The 7,028-nt window shown below is 41.2% G+C and carries 8 protein-coding genes and 1 pseudogene; 6 read left to right on the top strand and 3 right to left on the bottom strand.

Going from position 1 to position 7,028, the window contains the following annotated elements:
- Positions 1 to 16: 16 nt before the first annotated feature.
- Entirely contained in the window at positions 17 to 706 is a 690-nt protein-coding gene (locus JG50_RS0117610; RefSeq protein ID WP_033102418.1) for a helix-turn-helix domain-containing protein, read from the bottom strand.
- Positions 707 to 942: 236 nt separating this feature from the next.
- On the opposite strand from JG50_RS0117610, the gene JG50_RS0117605 reads away from it, so the two are divergent.
- From JG50_RS0117605 to JG50_RS19160, 5 genes and pseudogenes are all read left to right on the top strand, one after another.
- Positions 943 to 1,275 (top strand): hypothetical protein, encoded by a 333-nt coding sequence (locus JG50_RS0117605; RefSeq protein ID WP_033102417.1) that lies wholly within the window; start codon positions 943 to 945, stop codon positions 1,273 to 1,275.
- Between the two features lie 172 nt (positions 1,276 to 1,447).
- A pseudogene (locus tag JG50_RS20540) lies at positions 1,448 to 1,578 on the top strand (ATP-binding cassette domain-containing protein); the annotation flags it as partial.
- Positions 1,579 to 1,668: 90 nt separating this feature from the next.
- The gene (locus JG50_RS0117600) at positions 1,669 to 1,953 is read left to right on the top strand and encodes a transposase (protein WP_033102416.1); all 285 of its coding nucleotides are present in this window, start codon (positions 1,669 to 1,671) and stop codon (positions 1,951 to 1,953) included.
- Between the two features lie 60 nt (positions 1,954 to 2,013).
- Positions 2,014 to 2,823 (top strand): IS3 family transposase, encoded by an 810-nt coding sequence (locus JG50_RS0117595; RefSeq protein WP_152568646.1) that lies wholly within the window; start codon positions 2,014 to 2,016, stop codon positions 2,821 to 2,823.
- Positions 2,824 to 3,364: 541 nt separating this feature from the next.
- Entirely contained in the window at positions 3,365 to 4,393 is a 1,029-nt protein-coding gene (locus JG50_RS19160; RefSeq protein ID WP_309485191.1) for a protein-L-isoaspartate O-methyltransferase family protein, read from the top strand.
- 109 nt (positions 4,394 to 4,502) lie between these two features.
- Here the strand turns inward: JG50_RS19160 and JG50_RS18485 are convergent, their stop codons facing one another.
- Entirely contained in the window at positions 4,503 to 5,087 is a 585-nt protein-coding gene (locus JG50_RS18485; RefSeq protein WP_052154469.1) for an integrase core domain-containing protein, read from the bottom strand.
- Positions 5,088 to 5,270, bottom strand: a complete 183-nt coding sequence (locus JG50_RS21160; protein WP_081944040.1) for an IS3 family transposase — start codon at positions 5,268 to 5,270, stop codon at positions 5,088 to 5,090.
- A gap of 264 nt (positions 5,271 to 5,534) precedes the next feature.
- Between JG50_RS21160 and JG50_RS0117575 the strand changes: the two genes are divergently transcribed.
- Complete coding sequence (locus JG50_RS0117575; RefSeq protein WP_081944039.1) at positions 5,535 to 6,770, top strand: MFS transporter; 1,236 nt, start codon at positions 5,535 to 5,537, stop codon at positions 6,768 to 6,770.
- The last annotated feature ends 258 nt before the right edge of the window (positions 6,771 to 7,028 follow it).

Raw genomic sequence — 7,028 nt, 5'->3', positions numbered from 1 at the left:
GAAGCGTATGGGGTCATTATACTACTATGACATGTTTCGATGCCCGAAACGATTCATCTCTAGCCAACTCGAGGTACTCAATAGCTTCCTCTTTTTTTCCCATTCGCTCTAGTTCAGTGCCTATATTAAGATAACTCATAGCGAGAGTAGCCGGATGATCAATTGCTTTCGCAATCTCATGCATCTTGCGAAATTTGTTTAGAGCCTCCTCATATCGCTGATTTTCAACGTCGATTACAGCATTGAGACGCAGAACTTGGGCGTAGAGAATTTGAAAACGCTCATCCAGACGTACAGGAGGCGGTGTATTCGTTCGTAAATAATCAAAAAGCCGATTCAGATCATTGACAGCCTCTTCAACATACGGCAAAGACATAACACGACGAAGATTCCATGTCCGCTTTATCAAACTTTCGGCTGTGTTCAATGTCTCGTCATACATAAAAGTTCCACAAAAGGTACTTGGATTAAATGGGTCGTAATCAGAAAGTCCTACTTTCCAGAGTGGAATCTGTAAAATATTACATAAACGTCGAAGCGTTTGTGGATCAGTGATATGCTTTTTGCCACGTTCCACATCAGAGACGTAATTCACACTAACGCCGGTTCCCCCACCTGCTTGGGGCCACTTCTCAGCTAACTGCGCCTGCGTCATATTTAACTTTTCCCTAGCTTCACGAATCGTTATCCCATAATGGTATTTCATATCTTTACAACCTCACAATCACGAATAGTTACCCCATAATTGTATTTTCTACCTTTACAACCTCACAATCAACCTATTGGTATGAATATTCTATATCCAATTATACAAATATTTAAACTCTCTTGGTTGTTCTAATTTGTTATGATCTCGGTCACAATATTACTAGGCTTATCATGTATATCCTTCTTGTTCAAACAGTCAAGTGATCACATTTTTAATAAGAGGGGGTTAAAAGATTGATAAAACTTCAAGTACTGGGACAACCCGACCAGGTCAAATCATTTCTGCAGGACATCAGGCAACGTCCACAGATTGAACTTCACCAAGAAGGCATGCAGGAAATGGCTGATGAAAATGGGATTTGTGTCACATGTGAAGTGGATTTGCAACCGTCAAGTCGGATAAAGATTGTCCATCTTAGCACACAAGATGGTGGGGAAATTCGGATGCCTTTGCAGGATCTTATTTATGCAGAAATCGAGGAAGGAAGAAAAATCTTGGCGGGTAAATCGTTTGATATTTTTTCAGATAGAAAAAAAGAGCCAGAAATAATGGCCCACACAAAGTAGAATTATTTACCCAATTATATCATGGATGGGAGATGGAGGGAACCGGATCGAAGAGGTTCCTAAATGAAAAATGAAGAGGGAAAAAATTATTTACTGATGGGATGAATCAGAACGAGTGCTTATTGTCGTTTGTCCTTCAAGAAATAGACGAAAAAGTATTAAAAATACTTGGAAGGTTGGGGAGAGGGGCGTCAAACTTTCTGGTGGGGAGAAACAAAGAATCGCAATCGCTAGGGCATTGGTAGAGATCCGCAAATACTTTTACTCGATGAGCCTACTTCTGCATTAGATGCAAGGACTGAATCTTTTCTATAGCGCTCCCTTTTAAAATGCGACGGTCTACTGTGTAGAGTTCTCCAATTTGATAGAATCAAACTGGAGGAGGAAATCAGTATGAAGCGTTGCAAATGGACTCCAGAGGAAAAAATGAATATCGTCTTAGCTGGGTTGAAGGGGGACGTTTCAATCGCTGAATTATGCCGTCAGCACAATATCAGCCAAACCCTCTATTACCGTTGGAAAGACACTTTTATTCAACGAGGATTGGAAGGGTTGGCAGGAAAACAGTCTCTTGACAAAGAGCGTGAGCAATTGCAAGCGAAAACAGCAGAATATGAGCTACTTATCGGTAAATTAACAGTCAAGCTGGCTCAATTAAAAAAAACGCTCGATCTTTAACACCCAAAGCGTGGTAGTTGCTTTTTGAATTGGTAGAAGAAGCCCAGTTTCCGGTGGAAACTGTATGCCGTCTCGCTGGAATTCATAAAAGCACTTTTTATCGCTAGCCGAACCCGGCTTACTGAGTCTACTCGTACTCGACTCTGTTTCCGCCAAAGAGAAATTCGGAAACACGTTCGATCCCTATGTGAAAAGTATCCGACTTATGGCTACCGACGAATCTGGGCTTTATTGTGTCGAGAGGGTGTTCGGGTAAATCTTAAAACCGTATACCGTGTCATGAAAGCCGAAGGCTTGCTCCAATCCGTCAAACGATATGAAGCGAAACGGACTCGTCAGACGTGGGATATGACGCTGTCTTGCTCGAACCAGGTTTGGCATATTGATATGACAAAAATTTGGACGGATGAGGGTTGGGCTTACTTGTTTAGCATTATTGATGCCTATGATCGTCGAATCGTAGCCTGGGAGCTGAATCGGTTCTGCCGAGATGATGAAGGAATTCGTGTGCTTGAAAAAGCAGTAAATCATGCATTTCCTAATGGAGTACGTGGCAGTGGACTGAAGCTGGTTCAAGACAATGGTAGCCAATTTACCAGCAGAGATTTTGTTCAAACCTTAAAAACGCTTGAAATTACTCCTATTCGTACTTCTTACCGCCATCCTCAAAGCAATGGCAAAATGGAACGCTGGTACCGAACTCTCAAAGAAGAAGAGGTATGGCCTAATGAATACCGTTCGTTACAAGAAGCAAAAGCTTCTCTTGATCGATATATCTGTTTTTACAACTATGAACGAGTGCATTCTGCACTCGGATACTTGACCCCTATGGAAGCTTATTCTGGAGATCTCTCCACTCAAATTGCTTGATTTTGTCGCATTACGAGGGTAGCATTACATTTCTCCAAGATCAGCTGGAGTCGCTTTTTGAAGATAAGACACTAATTGTTATGGCACACCGACATGCTACCATTCGAAACGCAGATCGAATTATTGTTGTGAGAGATGGGAAAATTGACGAAATCGGTATGCACGATGAGTTAATGCAAAAAAAATCTTTTTATCATCAATTGTACACAGAACAGTTCGAAAACCCAACTAAGGAAAAGGCAGTTCAATAAATCGTTAATGCCAAAAATAAAAACAAGGAGGCACTTTACCTTTGAAATACACGTCTTCACTTGAGGGAATCTTATCCACCAGGCGGTAAACTTTTTTGGTATTAGTGATTTTTCTGATTTTATAGAAAAAATCAAAAAATATGGCCCGACAGTCCCCGATTGTAAACTGGTGTCCATTAAGTTGGCGGAAAAGGATAAAACCTTTCTGATTCCGCTCAAACACTTAATTAATGTCAAAGGATTAGAGGATACACAAATCGTCACTGGTTTTCCTACGATATTTTTTCGGTGTGATTCGAGTGGATCTAAAACGGAGGAGGAGCGAAATGACTACAATTGCGGAAGCGTTTCATCGCGTAAACCGGGAAGAGTTTGTTTACAAGGCGGACGGGAGTCTTATTCCTCAGATCACATCTGATGCCGGAATCCGTGCAAGCCTTGAATTGTTAGATGTGCAAGAAGGGCAACGAGTGTTGGAGATCGGCACAGGATCAGGTTATAGTACGGCTCTGTTAGCCTCTCTTGTTGGTCCTAACGGCAAGGTTGTTTCAGTTGACATTGAACCGGAACTCACCACTCGTGCACGTCAAATGTTTGAAGAGCGAAATTTGCATCATGTGCAATTCGAAACACAGGATGGGCGAAAAGGTTGGGAAGATGCTGCCCCGTATGATCGGATTGTTGCTTGGACAACCCCCGATCATATACCAAATGCCTGGAAACAACAGTTGAAAGAAGGAGGTTGGATCGTTTCCCCTTTTCGAGTACTGCCTATTGCTGACAGCAATGTCGTGGTTCGACTGATAAAAATGAATGGTGAACTCAAAGGAGGTGATGTTACCCAAGGCTCTTACATTGCGATGACGGATCAAACGCCGGAGAAGTTTTTTGGTCCATGGATTCACGCAGAATGGGTAGGAGAAGGAGAGCATCCGTGGTGGGTTAGTTCATCATGGATGAAAAAAACCTTTGATTCAAATTGGGTCAATCGCTTTCTCAATGTGAATCCAACGGCTCCCCATTTCCCGGAGGTTGGCAATGACCTTCGACCGTACTTACTCGCGGTTGCCCCTAACGGTCTGACAACAGCTGGCCATCCGGAGCACGGAAGTTTCATCGGTTATAGCAGTCAAGAAGGGTTTGCATTGATCTCCCTAAGTGATCGTCAATGGCTCGCAACAGACGAAAGGCATACAAACATCTTGATCAGCTGGTGGGAGTCGTGGAAAAAACAAAAACAGCCATCCTATAGCTACATCAAAGCCCACGTTGTTGGCAACCAGGTGCTTGTCAAGATTAAAAATGAGGAGGAATTCTAATGGATTATCAAGCTCCTAAATGGCGTTGATCCAATATTTATTTGGCATTCGATCCATGAGTTATGGACTCACAGAAAAAATTGTAGTGCGCCCCTATTTGTCAACAGAACTAAGCAGTTTTTAGTAGAGTTTCTTTAATGACGAAAGATTCTGGAGATAAATAACCCAATGCGGAGTGGATTCTCTCGGAGTTGTAAAAATGGATATAATCACCAATTTCTCTCACAGCTTCGTCGAAGCTCTCAAATAAGTTAGGCCAAATACATTCTTCTTTCAAGGTACGGAAAAAGCGTTCAATAATCGCATTATGTTCTGGTGTAGCAATAGCGGTAAAAGCTAAGTTAATCGAACACCGTTTCACGGTGTTCACAAAGGAATGACTGGTTGGTTGGCATCCATTATCTACCTGTAGCGTGAGACTTGGAGCCATTTCACGAATTCCCAATGGAAAACGTTTGTTCACAGCTTGGTTTAAAGCTTCCAGCCACTCTTGAGATCTTGCACGTAAAGTAATATGATGTCCGACAACCTCTCGAGTATAGGCATCAATGACAGCAATGACATTAACCCATCCTAAGCCATCAATAAAAAACTTGGTCAGGTCCATTTGCCAAACTTGATTTGGCTGACTTGGTTTTTCAATTCTTTTGTACTGATGTTTGATCCGAGCAATTCTCTTGGTGTTCCATTTCATCTAAGCTAAAATTCGCCTCATTCGCTTATGATTAATCACCCAACCAAATTGTTGGCGAAACAGAGCACACAAACGGCGGTATCCATATAGGTAGTAACGATGATCTAGATTTCGTAAAGCATTCCTTATTTCTTGATCAGTTGGCTGTTGAGAGCTGGTGTAGGTATCTATTATGCAACTCATAGCAAGCAATTGTCATCCCAGATCAGCCGTTGAAATTGATGATTTCTTATCTGGACCAATATTTCGAAAATAGTAAAATGATCAGGATTCTCGAAGATTTCAAAGTTTTAACCGAGCACGTGGCTCATGCGAGAGATTGGGAAATTGCAAAGTTTCCACTCCCCCAAGCGTGATTGTATATTGAGGTATGTTGGTACAAAATGAAAATCAGCATACCTCCCCCCCCATATAATAATAAATATTATATAGAATGAGGATGATATAATGTCGATCTCTAATAACAATACACAAAAACTATACTGGGTTAGTTTACTTAGTGGATTTAATCTATTAGAGCCCATTATGACATTCTTTTATTTGTCGGTTGGTTTGAATTATACAAATATTTTTGTTGTTTTGCTTTGCTTTAGCGTATCGATTTTGATTTTTGAAATACCAACAGGGGCATTTGCTGACCGATATGGCGCCAAGAAGTCGCTTTTAGCTGGAACTTTGATTAAAGCCTTGTCACTTATTTTGTTATTACTGGCAACTAATGAGTGGTATGTTTATGCGAGCCAAGTTTTGTCCGGGATGTCTGCCGCTTTCTTTTCAGGAACTGTGGAAGCCATTCTTTATGAATCGTTAAAAGAGGATCGCCGGGAAGAAGATATGGCGAAAGTTTACGGAAAAATTGAAGGGGCCGGCATGCTTCCCAAAATGGTGGGGCTTATACTGGGAGCATGGTTGGCAAAAGATTTGACTCTGCTGCAATTCCATATCCTGATCGGGCTGAATTTGTTGTTTGTTTTGCTTCAAATCTTTTTCGTTCTTCGAATTATCGAGCCAGCCAGCTTGGAGAATTATCGTGATCACCCGTGGAGCCATGTGAAAAAAGGGACGAGGGAAATTATAGAGAACCCCAATTTGCTGTTCCTCTTTGCCAATGTCACCATCATTTTTATTGGAACAAATATATTTACAAATTTTGAGCAGCCATGGTTTAAGAGATTGGGATTTCCGGTTGAGGCTTTGGGGATTGTTTTTGCTATTGGTTATCTTCTTTCTTATTTGGTTTCCACCTATGTCGGTTGGCTGACGAAAAAGGTGTCGGAAGTGGCTTGGATGTATATATCCGGTGCTTTGATCATCGCTTCTTATGTTTCTACAGTGATATTCGATCATTCGTTGGCTGTTTTTATTATGTCTGGTCTGATGATTCGAGCGGCCAGATCCATTCGCTGGCCGATTTCTTCTAATATTGGAAACCAATATATCTCAACGGGAAGCCGTGCGACCACGTTATCTATGTTGAGTATTCTTGATTCCGTTTTTGATGTCATTTTTATAGGCTCGTTGGCTGTTGTTTCCAAGTGGGGGATTTCGGATATTTTTTGGGGCTGTGCGGTTATCTCTTTACTTGGAATCCTGTTCCCTGTCCGCAAAAAAAAGAATCCATCAAAGGTTGAAGTAAAGTCTGAACCTAACGGAAGCGTTGAGAAAGTAGAGGTACAATCATAACCAAGGGACAGAAGTTACTTCAAATGATATCTAGATTCATTAGGTTTCATGTAAATAATGTCTAAATAGTATTGCAGAAAAACCAGCATTCTTGTGATGAATTAATATTAGCTTTGAAAAAGAAAGAGTACCTACCTCCTGTAATATACGGGGTGTCAGGTTGCGCGCACTGATCTCTCATTTTTACCAAGGAGGTACTTAATACGAATTTTAACCAAAACGAAAAAATAGATCATATATAATGACCCCATACGCTTC

Source organism: Thermoactinomyces daqus (genome assembly GCF_000763315.1).
In the GTDB taxonomy this organism is placed as follows: Bacteria; Bacillota; Bacilli; order Thermoactinomycetales; family Thermoactinomycetaceae; genus Thermoactinomyces_A; species Thermoactinomyces_A daqus.
The sequence above is the reverse complement of the archived record's forward strand: the minus strand, read 5'-3'. Positions and strand labels throughout refer to the sequence as shown.

Bases quoted from the DNA above. Each gene is read 5' to 3' on its own strand.
- JG50_RS0117610 (WP_033102418.1), bottom strand. From the start codon at position 706: ATGAAATACCATTATGGGATAACGATTCGTGAAGCTAGGGAAAAGTTA.
- JG50_RS0117600 (WP_033102416.1), top strand. From the start codon at position 1,669: ATGAAGCGTTGCAAATGGACTCCAGAGGAAAAAATGAATATCGTCTTA.
- JG50_RS18485 (WP_052154469.1), bottom strand. From the start codon at position 5,087: ATGAAATGGAACACCAAGAGAATTGCTCGGATCAAACATCAGTACAAA.
- JG50_RS21160 (WP_081944040.1), bottom strand. From the start codon at position 5,270: ATGAGTTGCATAATAGATACCTACACCAGCTCTCAACAGCCAACTGAT.
- JG50_RS0117575 (WP_081944039.1), top strand. From the start codon at position 5,535: ATGTCGATCTCTAATAACAATACACAAAAACTATACTGGGTTAGTTTA.